This is a genomic window from Paraburkholderia sp. BL6669N2, assembly GCF_003387275.1.
Taxonomy (GTDB): Bacteria; Pseudomonadota; Gammaproteobacteria; order Burkholderiales; family Burkholderiaceae; genus Paraburkholderia.
Genome location: NZ_QUNA01000002.1, coordinates 4567187 through 4586096, shown reverse-complemented (window position 1 = coordinate 4586096; position 18910 = coordinate 4567187). Strand labels below are relative to the sequence as shown.

Below are 18910 nucleotides of genomic sequence, written 5' to 3'. Positions count from 1 at the left end.
GAGTCGTGGTCACTGGAGCCGGCGATGAGCCGGCCGGGTCGATCGCATGTGCCGCGTCCTGACCCGGCTGCCGGATTGGCGTGCCGAAGTCTCGGTGCGGCCGCGAAAGCGGAACATGTACCACGCAGCTTACGTGAACCGGCGCGCCTGTAACGCGGCGAAATGAGCGGTTTTCGGCCTTCTAATCCCACGCTATAACGAGGATTACGAGCAAAAAGTCCGCGCGGCGATGTTAGAATCGCCCGCGTCTTTACGCCCAACATCATGAATCCACGCTCCCGCATTCACATGACCGCATGGCTTGGCCTGTTCGCCATGTGCCTCGTCGTGTTCGCGCCGGTCGTGAGTCAGATGTTGATGTCGAACCGTGCGCACGAGCCCATCGCCGCGCTCTGTTCGGCGTTGCAGCCGCGCGATTTCAGCGTGGTCAGCGCGGCGAGCGTGACGACCCAGGCCGCCCCGGCGCCGGTCCGTTTGAGCCATGACGACGCATTCGGCGCGTGCGGCTACTGTCATCTGCTTCAGCACCACGTCGCCATGCCGACGGTCGCCGCGGCCGAGCCGCCGGCCGCCCTCACACTTGCAGGCACCGCGCCGCCCACGCTTTCCACCCGCTTCACGCCGCTCGGCGCCTTTCCGTCCGGCCGTCCTCGAGCCCCACCCGTCGTTTCCTGATCGCCATCGGTCCTGATCGCGCAGTCGTCGCACCCGTCGAGGGGGCGCGCGATCGTTTGTTCCATGCATCGAGGAAACGCTCATGTTCAACTTCGCCCTGCGAAGACTGCCCTTTTGCGCCCGCCGTGGCGCACGCTGCGTCTCGCTTCAACCGTTGCCCCGGCCGTTTTTTTCCGCCTGTCTGCCTGCCATCGTGCCGGCGTTCGTGCCGGCCTTCATCGCCTCGCCCGCTCATGCGCAGAGCGCGAGCGCCGACGCCGCGCTGCCCGCCATCAGCGTCAGCGCGAATGCCGCCGCCGCGCCGCGTGCCGTCGATCCCAACCTGCCGGCCTCGGTCGAAACCGTCACCCGCGAGCAGTTCGACAACTGGAACGTCGTCAACACCGAAGACGTTCTGAAGTACATGCCGAACCTCGCCGTGCGCAAGCGCTTTATCGGCGATCTGAATTCGATCATCGCCGTGCGCGGCACCAGCAACACGCAAAGCGCGCGCGGTCTCGTCTATGCGGACGGTCTGTTGCTCAGCAATCTGCTCGGCAACAGCTACTCGTTTCCGCCGCGCTGGTCGATGGTGTTTCCCGACGAGATCCAGCAGGTCGATGTGATCTACGGGCCGTTTTCCGCGCTCTATCCGGGCAACTCGCTCGGCGCGACCGTGCTCATCAGCACGCGCATGCCGAAACAGTTCGAAGCGACCGCCGACGTCAAAGCCTTCACCCAGCACTTCAGCCTGTTCGGCGTGAACCAGAATTTCAACGGCAGCGAAGCCAGCGCGACGCTCGGCAACCGCATCGGCAAATTCTCGTTTCTGCTCGGTGTGAATCACCTGGAAAACACCAGCCAGCCGCTGCAATTCGCCACACTCGCCAAGTCCGGCACACCCGCCAAAGCCGGCGACACGCCGGTCACCGGCGCGTACTTCTACAACAACCAGACCAACACGCCGACGGCAGTGCTCGGCGTGAACGGTGAAGGGATCGAACACACGGTGCAGGACCAGTTCAAGCTGAAGATGCAGTACGACTTCACGCCGACACTGCAGGCCGGCTTCACGCTCGGCTATTGGCATCAGAGCTACAACAGCCAGACCTCGAGCTTTCTGCGCGATGCGAACGGCAACGCGGTGTACAGCGGCAAGGTCGCGATCGACGGCTATGAATACACGATTCCCACCGCCGCATTCGCGCCGAGCCTCGGCCATAGCGAGAACTGGCTCTATGGCGTGTCGCTGAAAACGCGCAATGCGACCGGCTGGAACGGCGAAGCGATCGCTTCGTACTACGACGTCGGCAACAGCGTCGCGCGCACCGCGAATTCCGGCGCGCCGGGCAACGGTCCGGGCACCGTGATCTTCGGCGACGGCGCCGGCTGGAAAACGCTCGATCTGCGCAGCACCTACACGCCCGCGACGAATCAGGCCGGACTCGCGAATCACTCGCTGAGCTTCGGCTATCACTACGACAACTACTTCGTCGACAACGAAAGCTACAACACGCTGAACTGGCGCGACGGCGCAGCCACGTCGTTCGCCAATGCGTTCGCCGGCAAGACGCAGACTCAGGCGCTCTACGCGCAGGACGCCTGGCGCTTTCTGCCGCGCTGGAAGCTCGTCTACGGCGTGCGCTACGAAGACTGGCAGGCCTATGGCGGCTCGCAGTCGCTGGGCGGCACGACGCTGCCGTATAGCGACGTGAGCCAGCAGCACTTCTCGCCGAAAGCCTCCTTGTCGTTCGACGTCACCGACGATCTGACCTTGCGCGCGTCCATCGGCCGCGCCTATCGGTTTCCGACGGTGAGCGAGCTGTTTCAAGGGCAGATCAACGGCTCCGCGATCGTCAACAACAATCCGAACCTGAAGCCCGAAGACGATCTCTCGAAGGAGCTGACCGCCGAATGGGCGCACTGGAATGGCGTATTCCGCTTCTCGCTGTTTCAGGACGACGTGAAGAACACGATCTTCAGCCAGACCGATACGACCGTGATTCCGAACGTGACGAACTTTCAGAACATCGGCAAGGTCCGCTCGCGCGGCGTCGAAACGAGCTATTCGGGAGAGGACGTGCTGGTGCGCGGCCTGGACCTGCTGGCAAGCGTGGCCTACACGCAGTCGAAGATCATCGCCAACGCGCAGAACCCGGCCACGGTCGGCAAGTACTTTTACCGGATCCCGCTGTGGCGCGCCGATCTCGCCGCGACGTATCACTTCGACGAACGCGCGGCGCTCACGCTCGGCGCACGCTATTCGGGCCGTCAGTACAACACGCTCACCAACACCGACACAAATCCGGACGTGTTCGGCGGCACCAGTTCGTACACGGTGGCCGACGCGAAATTCACCTACAAGCCGACCAGGCTGAGTCAAATCGGCATCGGCGTCGACAACCTGTTCGATGCCCGCTACTTCGTTTATCACCCGTATCCCGGCCGCACGTTCTATGTGGAAGCGAAGCTGCGCATGTGAGCGCGCTGAAACCGACCGCCTACGCATCCACGTCGCACGAACTGATCGATTCATCTCTGCTTCAGGAGGATTTCATGTCCACCACCACTGGCACCGACGCCCGGCGCGCCACGTCGGCGACTACCGCCGTCCATCCAGGCTATCGCACGCTCTGGCGCTGGCATTTCTATGCGGGCCTCTTCGTGATGCCGTTTCTGGTCGTACTGGCGATTACCGGCACGCTGTACTGTTTTCAGCCGCAAATCGAGCCGCTGCTGTATCCGGGGCGCCTGATCGTCGCACCGCAAGCGCTCCCAAGATTGCCCGAAGACGTACTGCTGGCAAGGGCACGTTCGGCACTGCCGGCGACCGCGGTCGCGCTGACCGCGGTCGTCGCGAGCGCACCGGAGCGCAGTGCCGAATTCGTCTTCCGTCTCGCGGACGGCGATAAGCAGAGCGTCTATGTGAACCCCTATACCGGCGCGGTGCTGGGCACGCTGAGCGTCGAACGCCGCTTCATGCAAGTGGACCGGATGCTTCATCGCAAGCTGCTGCTCGGCAAGCCCGGCGAGTTGCTGATGGAACTGGCCGCATGCTGGACGCTCGTGATGATCGGCACCGGCGTCGCGTTGTGGTGGCCGCGCGAGAAAACCACGGCACGTGCGGCGCTGTTGCCGCGCTTCGCACTGAAGGGACGCGCGCTGTGGAAGAACGTCCATGCGGTGATGGGCATCTGGCTCGCGCTCGGCGCGCTCGCGTTCGTGTTGACGGGACTGCCGTGGACGGGTTCGTGGGGCAAGCAGTTCAAGGCGCTCGCGACCGCCGCGAATCTCGGTGCACCGCCGGGTTCGTGGGGCGGTTTGCCGTTGCGCTCTGCGCTGCCAGCAAAGAGCGGCGCGCAGACTGCCGCAACGGAGACGCGCGCGGAAAACAGAGCGCACGATGAGCACAACGGCCACGGCGCCCACGCCGCCGGCACGGACTCGATGCCCGGCATGGTGATGGACGACCTGCCCCTGCCGCTCACGCCCTGGGCCGTCGGCAACACACGCGTGCCCGACTCCCACTCCCTCTCCTCGGCCGACGAGGCAAACGCCGCGCGTCCGCTGCCGCTCGGGCGCGTCGTCGCACTGGCTGCCTCGCTCGGCGTGACGGACGGCTACAACATCGTGCTGCCGGCTTCCGCGACCGGCGTCTACACCATCTCGTACTTTCCGGACGATCCGAAAAACGAACGCACGCTGTACATCGACCAATACAGCGGAGCGATTCTGAAGGACATCCGCTATGGCGATTACGGCGCGGTGTCGAAGGCCGTGTCGTACGGCACGTCGCTGCATATGGGCCGTTATTTCGGCGTCGCCAACCAGATTCTCTGCGCCGCGATTTCGTTAGGACTGGCGGCGATGGCCGTCACCGGCTGCGTGATGTGGTGGAAGCGGCGGCCGCAACGCTCGCTCGGCGCACCGTCGCGCGAAGGTGCCGCGCCGCCGATGCGCGGCTGGAAAATCGGCCTCACCCTGCTCGGCATCGTGTTCCCATTGATGGGCGCCACGCTGCTCGCGGTATGGCTCGCGGATCGGGCGATCTTCGGCCGTGCCGCGCGGCGCGCGGCGACGCCATGACGGCAACCACCCCGCCGTCGTGACGCTGCACCCTGAGATGGAAGCGGCGCGGCTCTGCGCTCGACTGCTCATGTCCCTTGAAAACCAGCGTGGACCATGGTCTTCGTAGCCAGTTGCGCACCGCGCTCGTTTACGATACATTTTGCTCGATTATGATCGTTTCGTAGACCGAGCGGGGTGAAGACATGCAACGAACGCGACAGGAAGCCATCGACGGGCTGTTGCCCGAGCAACGCGAACAGCTGATTCTCGAACGGCTGCGAACGCACGGGCGCGTGCTGGCGTCGGCGCTCGCCGCTGAACTCCAGACCTCGGAACACACGGTGCGCCGCCATTTGCGCGATCTCGCCGAGCAGGGCCATTGCAAGCGCGTCTACGGCGGCGCCCTGCTGATCTCACCGGCCGACAAACCCGCGTCGGTGCGCATGGGCGAGGCTGTGGATCGCAAGGCCTGTCTCGCCGCCGCGGCGGTGTCGATCGTCCGCGCGAAGCAGATCGTTCTTCTGGACGCGGGGTCGACCAATGTCGCGATTGCCGAGGCGCTGCCCGACGACGCGGAGCTGACCGTCGTGACAAATTCGCCCGAGGCTGCCGCGCGCCTGCTGAACCGTCCGGGGTTCGAGGTGATTCTGGTCGGCGGACGGATCGCGCGCGGTGCGGCGGGCTCGCTCGGCGCGACCGCCTTGCTGCAGATCCAGCAGATCCGCGCCGACCTCTGTTTCCTCGGCGCATGCGCGCTCGATCCGGACGAAGGCGTCGCCGCCTTCGACGCCGAAGATGCGGAACTGAAGCGGGCGATGATCAAGGCAAGCGGCCAGATCGCCATCGCCATGACCTCGGAAAAGCTGATGACTGCGGCGCCGTTCTCGGTGGCCCCCGCTTCCGCCGTCGACTACCTGTTCGTCGAAGCCGACCTGCCTGCGGCGCGCCTCGCCAGTCTCGAAGCCGTCTGCGACAACGTCATGGTGGCGCGCTCATGACATCGTCCGCTATGCCCCAGATCAAACCGGTCAAGGAACGCGCCGCGACCGTCGGCGTGTTTCTCGCCAACGGCTTCGGGATCGGCGCATGGGCCGTCGAAGTCCCGCGCATCAAGGAAAGCCTCGCGCTTGGCGACGCCTCGCTCGGCATTGCGCTGTTCGCTTTCGCGCTCGGCGCGATCATTGCGATGCCGCTGGCGGGCCAACTGGCGCCGCGCTTCGGCAGCGGCCGCGCCACCGCCTTGCTGGGCGCGGCGTTCGTCATCACGCTGCCGCTGCCGGCCTTCGCGCCAGGCATGATTGCGCTGTGCGTTGTGCTGTTTCTGCTGGGCGCGGCGAACGGCGCGCTCGATGTCTCCATGAACGGCCACGCCAGCACGATCGAAACGCAGTGGCGCACGCCCATCATGTCGTCGTTTCATGCGGCCTGGAGCGCGGGCGGCCTGCTCGGCGCCGCCATGGGTGCGGTATTGCAGAAGAGCGGTGTCGGGGTGATCGGCGGCCTGCTGATACCGGCCGCGCTTATCGCGGCCCTGATCGTCGGTGCGGCGGTGCTTGCATTGCGTGATCTTGGTCCGAGGACGGCTGCCGCGTCAAGCGGCCTGGCATGGCCCTCATCCGCCGTGATGAAGCTCGCGTTGCTTGCGTTCCTTTGCATGCTGGTGGAAGGCGCGGTCGCCGACTGGAGTGCCGTCTATTTGCGTTCGGCGCTGAACCGCGAAGCGAGCGTCGCCGCGATCGGCTACTCCGCGTTCGCGTTCTCGATGGCCGCGTGCCGCATGGTCGGCGACGTGTCCGTGCGCCGTTTCGGCTCGAGCAAGGTCGTTGCGCTCGGCGGTTTGATCGCGGTGGCCGGGCTGGCGCTCGTGCTGAGCTGGCCGACGGTCTTCACTGCTTGCGTGGGCTTCGCGATGGTGGGCGTCGGCCTAGCAAATATCGTCCCGGTGATTTTTAGTGCGGCGGGTCGCTCGACGCTGACGCCGGCGACCGGCGTGTCGATGGCCGCCACCTTCGGTTATGCGGGCTTTCTGGTCGGGCCGCCATTGATCGGATTCGGCGCGGGCCTGCTCGGTTTGCGCGTTGCGTTGTGCGTGCTTGTCATGGCGACGCTGGTCGTTTGTGTGGTTGGCGGCAAGGCGGTGCGCGGAGCGCGGCTTGCTTAGGTCAATCTCACGTGGATAACGGACTTGCGCCGGCCATGGGAGGGCCAGGCGCAAGGACCGCGGCCCTAAAAAATGCCCGGAATCACACGATAACGCACGCGGCCCTTGTAGGTGCGATAGCCTTCGTCCGCGGAGAGAAGCCGCTCCTCGCGCACGATGCGCCCCACTTGCAACGCGAACTGGCACCCGTACACCAGCAGGTTTTGCAGACCGAAGTTCACCAGCAGAAAGCCGATGTCGGTGATGAAGTAACCCAGGTACATCGGATGCCGAATGAAGCGATAGGCACCGCGCGATACGACGCCGCGATTGGCGGGCAAGATGCCGAACGAGCGGCGCAGCGACACCTTGGCGAACAGTTGCCAGCATATCCCCAGCAGTTGCAGCGTGGCACCCACAGCCTCAGGCACGAGTTGCACGCCGGGCGCGAGACGCACGGCGAGGAAATAGTACGTGCCGCCCATCGCGCACATGAAAGCGAACGGCCGCCAATCGCGTTTCATCGGCACCCGCGTCACGAGCGACAAGCCGACCGTGAAACATGCGGAAACCACCAGAAACAACAGCGTGATCCGCGAGGGCGCCGCGCGCCATTGCGTGATCGCGGCATAGGCGAACAGGCTCAGCATGGTCGCCGCGCCCGCGCGCGCGGCGACTTCCACCAGCGCCTCGCGCAAGCCGCCGGCATTGCCCGGCTCCGCGGACATGGCACTGGTCAGGGTGGCGCCTTCGGTACTCACAGCGGGTGGCAGGTCTTGCAAAGGTGTCGTCGGTGTCATGGCGCGCTCACTTGGAAATACGCAGGATTTGCGAAGCCAGTTGCGAAAAGCACGGCTTCAGATCGGCCGGTGTCGCGGCGTAGCAGTACACGCCGACCGGCTGTTTCGGGTTGTAGCAGCGCGATAGCGAATCGGCTGTGTTGGCCATGCACTTGAGAACATCCTGGCCGAGTTCGTTGTCTGGGCCGGCGGGCTGCACCAGTTCGGGTCCGTACCCGAGCGTGAACACGTAAGTGCCTTCGGCGCGCGCCGCCGCGGCCATCGCTTCGAGCAGATTGCGCGACGCGCGGTTGACGTTCACATACGTAATGTCGCCGTTCGGCACGGCGCGCGGCGCGCTCACGGGCCAGATCGGGAAGACCTGTTCGTTCTTGTCGTGCGCGTTGTACCAGTTCGGCATGGCCGTCACGAGCTTGGTCGCGTTGCTCTGGTAGCACGGCGAACCGAGCGTCTGGTTGAGCGAATTCATGTCGTACAGCCCAGACATCGTGCCCGCGCTGTCCGGGCTCGCGATCGTGCCGGCGTTGTTGTTGCAGCCGCTCTGATTGGTCGTGAAGAACGAAGAGAAACTGTTCGGCGCGCCGTCCGAGAAGAACACGATCACCCGCAAACTGGACGGCTGCGTGATCACCGTATTCAACTGATTGCGCGCGTTCCAGATCGCTTCGGCCGAATTGGTGCTGCCGTTGAACGAATATTTTTTGATGTCGGCAGTCATCGTCGCGCGATCGAAACCGCGCGCATTGCCTTTGAACGGCACATCGACCACCGTGCCATAGGCGAAGTGCGTCAGCGCCACACGGTCGTTGGTGATATCGAAATTATTGAGGAAGGCCACCGCATTTGACCGTACCGCCGCCGGCACGCCGGAAGAATTCAGCGAGCCCGTGGTATCGATCACGAACGCCATATCCAACGTCTTGCGAATCGCCTGCGAGGACGAACTCACGTTCAGCACATTGAATCCAAGTACCTTCGTGAAAGTAACCGGCACGCTCGCTTGCGCCGTCATGCCGATGGTCACGGTGCCGGCGTTGAACACGATCGACGGCGTACCCGCGGTCACGCTGGAGCCGAGAAAACCCGCCGGATAGTTCGCCGCGAAAAAGGCCGTTGCCGCCTGCTGCGCGTTATTGGTCTGCTCCGTCTGGTTGCTGCCGCGCGTGACGGCCTCGCCGGCCGCGATCACCGCGCCGTCGGTGGCGGCGTCGAGGCGCGCCTTGATCATGTAGCCGAGACCGGAATCCACCGCGAGACCGAGGATGCCTAACAACGCGATCAGCGACACCGCCACAATGATGCTGACCGATCCCCTCTGCCGTCTTCTCAATGCCACCGTTCTTTTCGCAACTGTTGTCATTACTACCCCCGGTACTGCATTTTTTATTTGGCTCGGCTTTTTCGCCGGCTCAGAACACCGTCATTGCGTAAAGATTCGGGGAGAGCGCGGGTGTGGTGAAGCCGCCGCCCAAATCCAGAGAGCCGATGAGCGGCGTCTGCAAATAGAACGCCTCCACCACGTACGCGATCTGCCCGTCGGAGAGCTTGCCTTGCAGCAGGTTCACCACCGGCGACAATTTCCCCGCCGCCGGAATGCCGCTGCAACCGCCGGTGCCGTCCGTCGCCCAGCGTGTGCCGGCGCTGCCGCAGTTCCATAGCCGGCTTGCCGGGTAGTAGTTGCCGCCGTTCCAGCGATATTGCGCGACCACCACGCCCGTGCAATTGTTACCGCTGCTGTCGCAGTTGTTATTGCCCATGATCTCGGTGATGTAGATCATGCCGTTCGCGGTCATGTTCAGCGGTGGCGTGGTCGACGTGAGCGAGGACATAATGGTCTGCATCGGAAACGTGAGCGACGCTCGCGAGGACAGGCTCGCGCCCTCGCGGCTCACGTTGATCAAAATCATCTGCGCTTGAACGTTGCGCGCAATGTCGTACGCCGGCAGCGCGAGTGCCACCAGCATCGGCAGCAACAATGCCATTTCAACACTGACGATGCCTTTGGACGCGCGGCGGCTTCGTAAGGAACGTGTGCGCATGTCAGAAGCCCTCGTTGCGCATCGTCGCCGCGACGCTGAAACTGAAATTGCCGTTGGCGAAGAACGGCTTGACTAGCGGCGTGAGAAGCGGCCAGATGCAGTTGATCTGCAGCACCACGATGTCGCCGGGCTTACCGAACATGCCGGTGCTATAACTCGTCTGCGTGTTGTAGGTCTGGGTCGCGCCATTGATAGTGATCACGTAACTCGGTGAGACGAGCGAATAGAGACCCATCGAACTGTCCCTGATCTCCTGCACGACGGCCAGATAACGTTGCTGGTTGGTCGCGTTCGGGTCGAGGTTGGTCTGCCCCGTTACCGAATAACGCGCGCCTTCCCGCACCGCGTATTGCATGGTCAGATTGACCCACAGCGCGACACCGAGATCCATGGCGATGCACAGCAGCAGAAACAGCAGCGGCGCGACCAGCGCGAACTCGATCGTGGCGGCGCCGCGCTGCTTGCTTGTGAGGTCGCGCCTGCCTAAGCGAGCTCCTGCACGAGCTCCTGCACGAGCTCCTGCACGAGCTTCCGCGCGAACGGCGGCGTTGCGGCGAGCGGCTTTCATTTCGTTTCCTTGTCCAGCACCAGCACCGGCTTGCCGCTACCGAGCCCCGCGCCGCGTTCGGCGCGCAGGCGCAGCGGCCAGCAGAACGCTTCCAGCAGCGAACGTGGTTGCGCGCCGTCGTCGAGACCGGTGGCCGGCCACTCTTCTCTGGCCGGCACCCACTGCGTGTCGAACAGGTGATCCCACAACGGCAGCAGTTGCGTGAAGTTATGGTCGAAATGCTCGCTGCGGTTCGAATGATGCAGGCGGTGATATTGCGGATTGTTGAGCCAGGTAACGTATCGGCCCAGGTCCACGCGCAGGTTCAGATGAGCGAAGTAATTGCCGAACATGAACACGACCGAAGTCAAACCGACAATCCATGGTTCGACCTTGAACAGCACGCCGACGAGCGGATACAGCAGACAGCCCTTGATGAGCGATTCGACCCAGTGGTGCCGCCACGTGACCGTGACATTGAACTCGACCGCGCTATGGTGCAGCGAATGCAGCTTCCACAGCACGGGCCACGCGTGCTGCAGGCGGTGAAACGCGTATTCAAGCACGTCGATGGTCAACAGCACGATCACGAACGAGGCCACCGCGCCGAACCCGTGCGAGTTCAGGACTACCATGCCGCCGCCGAGCGCATTCACAATCGCGATGCTCGCCGCCGCCGTCAGCGGCCTCATCGCTTCGGCGATCGCCAGATATATCCCCGCGTAGGCCACGTTGAAACGCTGTCCTGCGCGCGATTGCAGCATCGCGGCGGGCCAGCGCCGTTCCAGCGCCGCGCCCGCCGCCATCATTACCAGGCCGAGCGCATACGCGCGCAGCCAGAGGCCCGCATGATTCATCAGATCAGGAAACAGGCTGGAAGCGAACATGTGATTCCCCGGTGAATGCCTGACGTTCAACCGCCCGCGATGCCGTTAATGGCCGGAAACAGCTGACGCATGACCTGGATTGCCGACGGACCGACAAGCACGGCCAGCAGAGTCGGAAAGATAAAAAACATCAGCGGAAACAGCAGCTTCAAGGCGATCTTCGCAGCCTGCTCTTCCGCGCGCAAGCGTCGTTTCGTGCGCAGGTTGTCGGTATAAACACGGAGCGAGTCGCCCACGCTGGTGCCGAAGCGGTCAGCCTGAATCAGCATCGCGGCAAGCGTGTCGATGTCTTCCACGCCGGTGCGCAGCGACAGGTTGCGCAACGCCTTGTCGCGGCCCGAGCCGGCACGCAGCTCCAGCAGCACCATGTCGAATTCGTCTTTTAGCGTGTGGCTCTTCACGCCGATTTCCTGGGTGACGCGCATCATCGCTGCGTCGAGGCCGAGGCCCGCTTCCACGCAGACGGTCATCAGATCGAGCGCGTCGGGCAGATCTTCGAACAGCTTGCGCTGACGGCTTTCGACGAGGCGCGTCATCACCAGATTTGGCAGATAAAAGCCGAGCGCCGACGCGGCCAGCACCGTCAGCAGCAGATAGATGCGCTGATCGGTTTCGAAGGCGTTGCCGAACAGAATCAGCGCAAGGGCCGGCAGTGCGAGCGCGAGGACCGTCTTGGCAGCGAAATAGAGTGCTGGCGCGGACGGTGTGCGGATGCCCGCGTTCGCGAAGCGCAGACGTAGCGCCGACTTGTCCCAATCGTCCTTCGGCAAGGACAGTTTGGCGACCCGCTCGGACACCTTCGTGACCGTCTCGATCCAGTTCTTCTGCGTGCTTGCCTCGACCTCGCTGGCGACGCCCGGCTGCCCGAATTCCTCGATGCGCCGCTGCACCGGATCAGGGCGCAGCAGAGCCATGGCCTTCAGCGCCGCGCCGAACACGATCAGAAACATCACCCCCAGCAGCACGATCTGTTCTATTTTCATGGTCTGCGGGCCAAGCCCGCGCTCCTCGTGTCGAAAGCGGTGGTCTAGATATGAATGTGCACGACTTTGCGCATCCACAAGATGCCGAACAGCATCATCGTCATCGCCACGCCGGCGAGCTGCACGCCGGCCGGATCCGTCCAGAACACGCTGATGTAACCCGGATTGAGCACCGACAGCAGCCCAAGAATCGCGAACGGCAACACGCCGAGCACCCAGGCCGACAAGCGTCCTTCCGCCGATAGCACGCGCACCTTGCCGAGCAGCTTGAGCCGCTCGCGAATGATGCCGGCGATGGAACCGAGAATCTCGGCGAGATTACCGCCCGCCTCGCGCTGGATCAGCACGGCGATCACGAAGTAGCGCAGATCTTCCACCGGCACGCGGCTCACCATGTTCAGAAGCGCGTCGTTCATCGACACGCCGTAGTTGATCTCGTCGAACACCAGCGCGAATTCGCCGCCGAGCGGCTCGGGCAGTTCTTCGCCGACCATGCCGAGCGCGGCCGGAAAGGAGTGGCCGGCGCGCAGCGCGCGGGCGATCAGATCAGCCGCATCGGGCAATTGGCGCTCGAGTTGCAGCACGCGTTTGGTGCGCTTGCGGCGAAGAATCAGCGTAGGCAGCAGGCTCGCCACCACGGCGAACACGCCCATCACCGGCGCGGCAAATTGCAGCACAAACCCGCCCAAGGCGCCCAGCACAGCGCACAGCAGCGTGTAGGTGACGAAGCGCGCCACCGACCATTTCAGCCCAGACTGTTGCAATTGCCGGTCGAGCGTGTGCACGCGCGGTATGCGCAGCAGTAGCTGCGTGACGAACGGCGACTCGCTCAGCATGCGCTGCTTGAGGATCGAGAGCTGTTGGCTGCTCACGTTGCCGCCGGCGGAGAGCGCGCGAATGCGCTCGTCCATGCGCTTGACGTCCTTGCCGCGATGGCTGCTCCAGAGCAGATAAACAGCCTCGATGGCCAGCACGACCGCGAGAAACGCGAGCACCGCAAAGCCGATAAACGACGTGTTCATGTCCCTCTCCTCAAACCCGATGCGCGTTCATACTTCGAAACGCCGTGCCGGATCGAACATCTGGTCCGGCAGCACGATGCCGAAGCCCGCCAGCCGCTCGCAAAATTTCGGCCGCACGCCGCTCGCGCAGAAATAGCCTTTGATCATGCCGTTCTCGTCGACACCGGTGCGCTTGAACGCGAAGATCTCCTGCATGTTGATGATGTCGCCTTCCATGCCGGTGACTTCGGAGATGCTCATCAGCTTGCGGCGTCCGTCGGTGAGGCGCGAAGCCTGCACTACTACCGTGATGGCCGACGCGATCTGCTGGCGGATCGCCTTGATCGGCATCGTCAGACCCGCCATGCCGACCATGTTCTCCAGCCGCGTGAGCGCGTCGCGCGGCGTGTTCGCGTGCAGCGTCGCCATCGAACCTTCGTGGCCGGTGTTCATGGCGTGCAGCATGTCGAGCGCTTCGGCGCCGCGCACTTCGCCGAGTACGATGCGGTCGGGGCGCATCCGCAGCGCGTTGCGCACCAGCGAGCGTTGCGAGATTTCGCCCTTACCTTCGATATTCGGCGGCCGCGTTTCGAGGCGCAGCACGTGTTGCTGGCGCATCTGCAATTCGGCCGCGTCTTCAATTGTCACGACCCGTTCGTCCTCGGGAATGAAGCCGGAAAGCAGATTGAGCAGCGTGGTTTTACCGCTGCCGGTTCCGCCCGAAATCAGTACGTTCAGCTTCGACTTGATCAGCGCTTCGAGCAGTTGCGCCATCGCGGGCGTGAAGCTCTGGTTGTTCACCATGTCGGTCACGGTAAGCGGATTTACCGCGAAACGGCGAATCGACACGAGCGGTCCGTCGATCGCCGACGGCGGAATGATCGCGTTGACGCGCGAGCCGTCCGGCAGGCGCGCATCGACCATCGGCGTGGATTCGTCGATCCGGCGGCCCACGCGCGAGACGATGCGCTCGATGATCTTCATCAGATGCGCGTCGTCGTAGAAGGTCACGTCGGTGTGTTCGAGGCGCCCGCGCCGTTCCACGTACACGTGCTGCGACGTGTTGACCAGAATGTCGGAAATGGTCGGGTCGTTGAGCAGCGGTTCGAGCGGGCCGAGGCCGACCATTTCGTCGTGCACATCCTGAGCGAGACGGCGGCGCTCGAGTTCGTTCATCGGAATCTTGTCTTCGTCGACGATCCGTTCCACCAGTTGCGCCAGCTCGCGCTTGATCTGCTCGGGCGACAGGCGTTGCAGCTTGTCGAGCTCCACCCGGTCGATGATCGCCTGATGAATGTTCATCTTGAGTTGCTGATACGCGCGCCGCGCGGCCAGGCTTTCCGAGGCCGCTGCGGGACTGGCGCCGTCGAACGGCATCGTGCCGCTCTGGATCATCAACTGTTCGCGCAATGACATGGTGCTCTCCGCATTCTTTTCGATGGCAAGCTGCCCTGAACGAACTCAGGCGGCTCAGTGTCCGGGCTTGAGTTGCGGCGGCGAATTCGGCCGGCTTTGGAACAGACGCCCAAGCACACTCTTGCGCTCCGCAACCGGCAACGGCCACAGCAGCGCCGCCAGTTGCGAGATGCCCTGGGCAAGCGCGCCGCCCTTCGCGCCGGTCACGAGCGGCACGCCGTGATTCAGCGCCTCGGTGGCCTGCTTTTCGTCGCGCGGCAAGTGATGCGCGACCTTCGCGCCGAACGTTTCTTCGAGCGTGGACAGGTTGATGCGCGCGTTCTTGTCGTACTGATTGACGATCACTTTCACCTTGCTCGCCGGATAGGCGAGCTCCTTGAAAATGTCGAGCATCCGACGGCCCGCATGCAGGTACAGAATGTTTTGCCGCACCACCATGCAGATCGAGTCGCTGTGATCGAGCGCATGAATCGCGAGCGGATTGATGTTCTGACCGACGTCGATCAGCACCGCGTCGTATTGCTCGCGCACCAGCGTGAGAATCCGTTCCAGATGCGCGGCGCGCAGTTCGCCCGACTTGACCGGATCGCCCGCGCCGGCCAGCACGTCGAGATTCGCGTGCACATGCATCACGCAAGATTCGAAGAAAGCGGCGTCGAGCCGGTCGATTTGCGAGCACAGATCCGCGAGCGTGGCGGGCGGCGCTTTGTCGGCGACCAGCAGGCTCGCGTCGGCGAATTGCTGGTTCAGGTCGATCAGCAGCACGCGTTTGTCGCGCAAGGCGGCCAGCGCGTAAGCGAGATTCACGGCGATCAGTGTCGTGCCGCTGCCGCCCTTGCAGGAGGTGAACGACACCACACGGCCGTCGCGGCGCACACCGGCGTGTTTCTTTGCCGAGACGTGAGCGAGCGCGTCGGCGATCTCGGCGTCGTTCAGCGGCCAGGAGAGCACGTGCCGCACGCCGACACGCATCGCCGCCATCAGCAGCGTGGTCGACGGCGCAGGCGTGATCAGCATGCAATGCAAATTCGGCAGGAGCGACAGCACTTCTTCGACACCGTTCAGATCGCGCGGCGTCAGATCGGCGTCGTCGACGATCAGCAGATCGGCGCTCCTGATCGCCGCGGCGTGCACGCGCAATTGCTTTGCCGTACCGTGCAGCGTACGCAGACGAAACGCGATGCCGCTTGCCTCGAGACGCGCCGCGATGTGCGGCGCGCGCTCGGCGCTGGACGAAATCAGAAGGGTGTCGATCATGGTAAGTCTCCGTTGGCTCTACAGCGAGCCGCCTGGTTGTGCCGCTTCAGTACGAAATCGATGAGCCGACGCCGATCGTCAAGGAATTGGTGGGCGGGGGCGGCGCCGTGAAGGATTTGGCGTAGCTCTTCTGCGCCGCGGCTGCAGCCGTGCCGTCGATTCCCGCAACCGGATCGGTGTTCGCCGAGGCGTTCGGGTTGAGCGTCTGCATTTGCTTGATCTGGTTGATCGAGTCGCCGAACGTCGCGTCCCAGTGCGGCGTCGAACTCAGGCAGCCGGCGAGCGCGGCGCTCAAGCCGGCGCACAGTGCCGTGCGGATCAGTGTCTTGGTGCTTGTCATGTCGATCTCCGGTAGGCCGCGCATTACTGCGAGGCGTGTGAGCCGCTGGTTTCCGGCGTGGCCGGAATCACGGCAACAGCGGCAGCGGCGCTGGGAGCGGGTGCGGGAACCGGTATGGGTGCAGGCGCGGTTGCCGGTGCCCCGACTGGCGCCGAAGCTCCCGCGGCCGGCGCGACGCGCTTCGTGCCTTCCATGTGGCCGGTCAGGTACACGTTCGCTTCGCTGGCGTCGCCGAAACCGTCGGTCGGCAACGGATAGTGCTGCGGCAGCGGTTTGGCGAGGCGCGGCGTCACGACGAACACCAGTTCGGTCTTGTCCTGTTCGTAGCTCGTGCTGCGGAACAGCGCGCCGAGCACCGGCAGTTCCGCGGCGCCTGGCAAGCCCTTGATCGAACCGGTGATGTTGCTCTTCAGCAAGCCGCCGATCGCAAAACTTTGACCGTCGAACACCTGCAGCGTGGTGGAGGCGCGCCGCGTGGTGATCAGCGGCAGGATGGTCTGGTTGTTCGAGTTGCCGGCGCTGACGACCACGCCAGTAGACGACAGCTCGGACACCTCCGGCGACACCTTCAGGTTGATGCGGCCACCTTCGAGCACGGTCGGCGTGAAGGTCAGGCCGACACCGTACTGTTCTTCCTGCAGGACAATGGTCGTGCCGTTCGCGCCGTTGCTTTGCGGCACCGGAATATAGACCTTGCCGCCCGCGAGAAAGCTCGCTTCCTGGCCGCTGATCGCCATCAGGTTCGGCTCGGCGAGAATCTTCACAAGCTGATCGGTCTTTTGCGCATCGATCGCGGCTCTGAGCGGCGCATTGTTCGCTTTCGATGCGGTCAACGCGCTCAGCCCGCCCGACAGGTAATCGGCCAGCAAGCCGAAGCTCCAGCTGCCGATCCCGCCGTTGATATTGGCCGCCACGCCGAGCTGGTCGATCAGCGTCTTCGAGACTTCGGCGACCTTCACTTCGAGCATGACCTGCTGCGGCGCGGCCACATGCATCATGTTGATGATGCGTTCGCCGCCGGCGCCGCCGAGCGTCGGTGCCGGCATACCCATCGCGCGTGGCGCGGCGCCGACCGGCAACGGGCCGCTGCCCATCGGCGCGGCGGCTTGCAGGGCGGCGGTCGGACGGGCCACGAAGGCGCGCGCCAGTTCGAGCACGCGTTCGGCCTTGACCGCATCGGAGACCGTTCCGGTCAGCACCAGCGTGTCGGCGGCGGCCTTCACCTGAATACCGGTTTCCTCGGGCATCAGCGCGGCGAGAGTTTGTTGCAGACCGCCGGGATCCGCGCCGACGCTCACGTCGATGATCGTGCAGGAGCCGCTGCGGCCCTGCACGATCATGTTGGTGGTGCCCACATCGGAGCCGAGCAGATACAGTGTTTGCGGAGACACGAGCATGGCCTGCACGATTGCCGGATTGCCGACGCTGCGGCTCTTCACCGGTTCGCGCACATCGACCATCGTGGATTTGCCGACCGGAATCGTCACCGAGCTGTGTTCGGCGACCGGGCCGCTGCAGTTCGGACCACGGGCGCCCTGCTGCGCCCCGCCGGACGAAGCACCCGCGCCCATGCCGCTCGCGGCGATGGTCAGATGTACCGAACCGTTCGACGCCACCGTGAGCGGCACGTCCGGCAATCCGGGCACGCCCGCTGCGGTGTTCTGGCCGGCCGCTTGCGCCACCGGCAGCATCGTCAGATACATGCCCAGCAGTACACACGTGCAGGCTTCGGCGATCCGGGTACGGCCCCGCGGCAGCCGCGAATTCGCTTCGCGCGGGCCGAGCGGCTGCCGCGGCGCGCTAGCGCGCTGAGTGGTTCTGGCGTTCATGTCCTACCCCCGTTATGTGCCGCATTTTTTTGCGTGCCGCTCTGAACGTCGGTCACGCATCGGTCACGGCCTGCAGGCTCGAGCCTGTCAAAAGCATTCTTGTCTTACGTCGGCGCCGTCGAGTACCCGCACACAGTTGGCCGGCGCGCGCGCCGCCACTTTGCGCACGATATGGACCGGCTTCGGTTCGGGTGCGGGCACCACGGCGACCGGCGTTTGCAGCAGGCTGGCCTTGGTGGCGCCGGCGGTGTCGATCGCTTTCGGATCGATCTGGTTACGCAACACCAGCGAGAGCGTGCCGATGCTGCGTGCAAGGTCGATCTTCTCGGCCTGTTCCGGCGACACTTCGAGCGTCACCGCGTCGACCACCTTCGGCTTGGTTTCGTCGCGGCCCACTTCCTGGGCGACGGCCAGCACGAGAATCTTTTCGAGCACGATCTTCGAGATGTTCTGATCACGCTGGGTGCCTGGATCGCGGGCATCATTTTGCGTGTTGACGATGATGTCGACGTAATTGCCCGGCAGCGCGAAGCCCGCCACGCCGATCACGTCGTTCACGCGCACCGTGATGGCGCGCTTGCCTTCGCCGATCACCGCCGAGAGGCCGCCGAGCGTGCCGACCGGCGTGAGCTTCGCATCGAGAATCGGTTCGCCGCGCAGCAGGCTTTCCTTCAGCACGCGGCCGTCGAGTTTCTGGATGTCGGTGTACGAGCCGGGCGGCACACTGTTGGACGGCCAGTCAGTGAGCTTGAGGTAGTCCGGGCCGATCCGTTGACCGAGATTGATATCGGCTGCCGCCACCACGACCCGCGTCGTGGCATTCGACGATTGCGAGACCATCCAGCGCGAGGCGAACACCACCGCGGTGAGGCCCGCCAGCGTCGCGATCAGCAGCATCGTTACAGCGCGCGCGTTTTTCATTTTCAACCCCTGATTATTGCCCTGCCCC

The 18910-nt window shown here is 64.2% G+C and carries 17 protein-coding genes; 5 read left to right on the top strand and 12 right to left on the bottom strand.

All coding sequences use genetic code 11. The features are described 5' to 3' along the window. Positions 1-264: 264 nt before the first annotated feature. The 5 genes from B0G80_RS43180 (at position 265) to B0G80_RS43160 (ending at position 6883) form a co-directional block, all read left to right on the top strand. A complete protein-coding gene (locus B0G80_RS43180) occupies positions 265-675 on the top strand; it encodes a DUF2946 domain-containing protein (protein ID WP_116123570.1) in 411 nt (136 codons plus the stop codon). Positions 676-757: 82 nt separating this feature from the next. After that, complete coding sequence (locus B0G80_RS43175) at positions 758-3136, top strand: TonB-dependent receptor (RefSeq protein WP_116123569.1); 2379 nt, start codon at positions 758-760, stop codon at positions 3134-3136. A gap of 74 nt (positions 3137-3210) precedes the next feature. Then, positions 3211-4740 carry a PepSY domain-containing protein gene (locus B0G80_RS43170; protein WP_116123963.1) on the top strand — a complete coding sequence of 510 codons (1530 nt, stop codon included), beginning with the start codon at positions 3211-3213 and terminating at the stop codon, positions 4738-4740. 185 nt (positions 4741-4925) lie between these two features. After that, complete coding sequence (locus tag B0G80_RS43165; protein WP_106277372.1) at positions 4926-5720, top strand: DeoR/GlpR family DNA-binding transcription regulator; 795 nt, start codon at positions 4926-4928, stop codon at positions 5718-5720. Next, positions 5717-6883, top strand: coding sequence for an MFS transporter (locus B0G80_RS43160; protein ID WP_258879202.1), 1167 nt, complete (start codon positions 5717-5719; stop codon positions 6881-6883). The genes B0G80_RS43165 and B0G80_RS43160 overlap by 4 nt, the downstream gene beginning before the upstream one ends. 65 nt (positions 6884-6948) lie before the next feature. On the opposite strand, the gene B0G80_RS43155 is transcribed toward B0G80_RS43160, so the two are convergent. The 12 genes from B0G80_RS43155 to cpaB form a co-directional block, all read right to left on the bottom strand. Further along, entirely contained in the window at positions 6949-7662 is a 714-nt protein-coding gene (locus B0G80_RS43155; protein ID WP_116123568.1) for an isoprenylcysteine carboxylmethyltransferase family protein, read from the bottom strand. Between the two features lie 7 nt (positions 7663-7669). Next, the gene (locus B0G80_RS43150; RefSeq protein WP_258879201.1) at positions 7670-8998 is read right to left on the bottom strand and encodes a vWA domain-containing protein; all 1329 of its coding nucleotides are present in this window, start codon (positions 8996-8998) and stop codon (positions 7670-7672) included. Between the two features lie 73 nt (positions 8999-9071). Further along, positions 9072-9701, bottom strand: coding sequence for a TadE/TadG family type IV pilus assembly protein (locus B0G80_RS43145; protein WP_116123566.1), 630 nt, complete (start codon positions 9699-9701; stop codon positions 9072-9074). A 1-nt stretch (position 9702) separates the two neighbouring features. Then, positions 9703-10269: a TadE/TadG family type IV pilus assembly protein gene (locus B0G80_RS43140; RefSeq protein ID WP_116123565.1), complete on the bottom strand. Its 567-nt coding sequence runs from the start codon at positions 10267-10269 to the stop codon at positions 9703-9705. After that, positions 10266-11135 (bottom strand): sterol desaturase family protein, encoded by an 870-nt coding sequence (locus tag B0G80_RS43135; protein WP_116123564.1) that lies wholly within the window; start codon positions 11133-11135, stop codon positions 10266-10268. The genes B0G80_RS43140 and B0G80_RS43135 overlap by 4 nt, the downstream gene beginning before the upstream one ends. 26 nt (positions 11136-11161) lie before the next feature. Beyond that, positions 11162-12118 (bottom strand): type II secretion system F family protein, encoded by a 957-nt coding sequence (locus B0G80_RS43130; RefSeq protein WP_116123563.1) that lies wholly within the window; start codon positions 12116-12118, stop codon positions 11162-11164. A 44-nt stretch (positions 12119-12162) separates the two neighbouring features. Then, positions 12163-13140, bottom strand: coding sequence for a type II secretion system F family protein (locus B0G80_RS43125; RefSeq protein ID WP_116123562.1), 978 nt, complete (start codon positions 13138-13140; stop codon positions 12163-12165). A 27-nt stretch (positions 13141-13167) separates the two neighbouring features. Beyond that, on the bottom strand, positions 13168-14535 hold the full coding sequence (locus B0G80_RS43120; RefSeq protein WP_116123561.1) for a CpaF family protein: 1368 nt from the start codon (positions 14533-14535) through the stop codon (positions 13168-13170). A gap of 54 nt (positions 14536-14589) precedes the next feature. After that, positions 14590-15792 carry an AAA family ATPase gene (locus tag B0G80_RS43115; protein WP_116123560.1) on the bottom strand — a complete coding sequence of 401 codons (1203 nt, stop codon included), beginning with the start codon at positions 15790-15792 and terminating at the stop codon, positions 14590-14592. Positions 15793-15838: 46 nt separating this feature from the next. Continuing rightward, positions 15839-16132 carry a hypothetical protein gene (locus tag B0G80_RS43110; protein WP_116123961.1) on the bottom strand — a complete coding sequence of 98 codons (294 nt, stop codon included), beginning with the start codon at positions 16130-16132 and terminating at the stop codon, positions 15839-15841. Positions 16133-16155: 23 nt separating this feature from the next. Next, entirely contained in the window at positions 16156-17961 is a 1806-nt protein-coding gene (locus tag B0G80_RS43105) for a type II and III secretion system protein family protein (RefSeq protein ID WP_116123559.1), read from the bottom strand. 87 nt (positions 17962-18048) lie between these two features. Continuing rightward, positions 18049-18882 carry a Flp pilus assembly protein CpaB gene (gene cpaB / locus B0G80_RS43100; RefSeq protein WP_116123558.1) on the bottom strand — a complete coding sequence of 278 codons (834 nt, stop codon included), beginning with the start codon at positions 18880-18882 and terminating at the stop codon, positions 18049-18051. Positions 18883-18910: the final 28 nt, after the last annotated feature.

What these genes read in the sequence shown, in the direction of transcription:
- B0G80_RS43165 (WP_106277372.1), top strand. Translation starts at nt 4,926, where the DNA reads ATGCAACGAACGCGACAGGAAGCCATCGACGGGCTGTTGCCCGAGCAA.
- B0G80_RS43130 (WP_116123563.1), bottom strand. Translation starts at nt 12,118, where the DNA reads ATGAAAATAGAACAGATCGTGCTGCTGGGGGTGATGTTTCTGATCGTG.
- B0G80_RS43170 (WP_116123963.1), top strand. Translation starts at nt 3,211, where the DNA reads ATGTCCACCACCACTGGCACCGACGCCCGGCGCGCCACGTCGGCGACT.
- B0G80_RS43110 (WP_116123961.1), bottom strand. Translation starts at nt 16,132, where the DNA reads ATGACAAGCACCAAGACACTGATCCGCACGGCACTGTGCGCCGGCTTG.
- B0G80_RS43145 (WP_116123566.1), bottom strand. Translation starts at nt 9,701, where the DNA reads ATGCGCACACGTTCCTTACGAAGCCGCCGCGCGTCCAAAGGCATCGTC.
- B0G80_RS43140 (WP_116123565.1), bottom strand. Translation starts at nt 10,269, where the DNA reads ATGAAAGCCGCTCGCCGCAACGCCGCCGTTCGCGCGGAAGCTCGTGCA.
- B0G80_RS43120 (WP_116123561.1), bottom strand. Translation starts at nt 14,535, where the DNA reads ATGTCATTGCGCGAACAGTTGATGATCCAGAGCGGCACGATGCCGTTC.
- B0G80_RS43155 (WP_116123568.1), bottom strand. Translation starts at nt 7,662, where the DNA reads ATGACACCGACGACACCTTTGCAAGACCTGCCACCCGCTGTGAGTACC.
- B0G80_RS43175 (WP_116123569.1), top strand. Translation starts at nt 758, where the DNA reads ATGTTCAACTTCGCCCTGCGAAGACTGCCCTTTTGCGCCCGCCGTGGC.
- B0G80_RS43105 (WP_116123559.1), bottom strand. Translation starts at nt 17,961, where the DNA reads ATGAACGCCAGAACCACTCAGCGCGCTAGCGCGCCGCGGCAGCCGCTC.
- cpaB (WP_116123558.1), bottom strand. Translation starts at nt 18,882, where the DNA reads ATGAAAAACGCGCGCGCTGTAACGATGCTGCTGATCGCGACGCTGGCG.
- B0G80_RS43135 (WP_116123564.1), bottom strand. Translation starts at nt 11,135, where the DNA reads ATGTTCGCTTCCAGCCTGTTTCCTGATCTGATGAATCATGCGGGCCTC.
- B0G80_RS43180 (WP_116123570.1), top strand. Translation starts at nt 265, where the DNA reads ATGAATCCACGCTCCCGCATTCACATGACCGCATGGCTTGGCCTGTTC.
- B0G80_RS43115 (WP_116123560.1), bottom strand. Translation starts at nt 15,792, where the DNA reads ATGATCGACACCCTTCTGATTTCGTCCAGCGCCGAGCGCGCGCCGCAC.
- B0G80_RS43160 (WP_258879202.1), top strand. Translation starts at nt 5,717, where the DNA reads ATGACATCGTCCGCTATGCCCCAGATCAAACCGGTCAAGGAACGCGCC.
- B0G80_RS43125 (WP_116123562.1), bottom strand. Translation starts at nt 13,140, where the DNA reads ATGAACACGTCGTTTATCGGCTTTGCGGTGCTCGCGTTTCTCGCGGTC.